Origin of the sequence: Parapedobacter soli, from assembly GCF_025460835.1 — a bacterium.
Classification (GTDB): domain Bacteria; phylum Bacteroidota; class Bacteroidia; order Sphingobacteriales; family Sphingobacteriaceae; genus Parapedobacter; species Parapedobacter soli.
On sequence record NZ_JAMXAY010000149.1, the window covers coordinates 1 to 733 of the forward strand.

General features: G+C 53.3%; 1 protein-coding gene. It reads right to left on the bottom strand.

Features of this window, described 5'->3' with window-relative positions; translation table 11 throughout:
• Positions 1-425, bottom strand: a 425-nt coding sequence (locus tag NGM62_RS21965; protein WP_262250443.1) for a helix-turn-helix domain-containing protein, incomplete at its 3' end; no start/stop codon positions are given.
• Positions 426-733: the final 308 nt, after the last annotated feature.

Genomic DNA, 733 nt, shown 5'->3' on the forward strand with positions numbered 1-733 from the left:
AAATCGATGAAGAGCTTCTCCCCCGCACGGTGTTCCAATACCATCGTGGGGTTGATGGAAGCCAGGCGCTGGCGTAAGTGGAAACAGAATTGCGTGTAACTGTAACCCTCGGGACATCCGGCGATGTATTCCTCCCACAGCAACTCGCGGGTGACGCCCGTACGCTTAAGTTCCTTTTCGTAGTAGGGCAGCTTGGAAACCAGGTGTGCATAGCGCGGATCCTTGTATGCCGGGTTGCCCGCATGGAAATGGGCTTCCAGTACCGGGTTATCCAGCGCAAGGAGCTCTTCTATGCGCTTGGTGCCTTCGGAAACCTTCCGTAGGTAACCTTTCACCGTGTTGCGGCTGATACCCAGCGTGCGGGCGATGCGCTTGACGGGCACCCCCTGGCTGTGCAGCCTCAATAATTGTTTGATTTGACTCATGGGTCTTGCTTTTCCGGCCATGGGTTATTCTCTGATTGATGGTAAAACATACCATCAAATCAACCTAAAACCTACCGGTTTTTCCAAAGACCAGGGGGGCAATATGCTCCGTTACACATATCCCCCAAGGGGTCAGTTTGCTCCGTTATGGAAACCCGCAGGGGGTCAACATGCTCCGCAACACAATCTGTCGAAAAATATAGGGGGTCAGCATCCGCCGTTATGGCATGCTCATACGATGCGTACGGGCAATTGGCCTATCAAATTAGTAGGCAGTCGCTGGGGGTCAGCTTGCTCCGCAATATCCA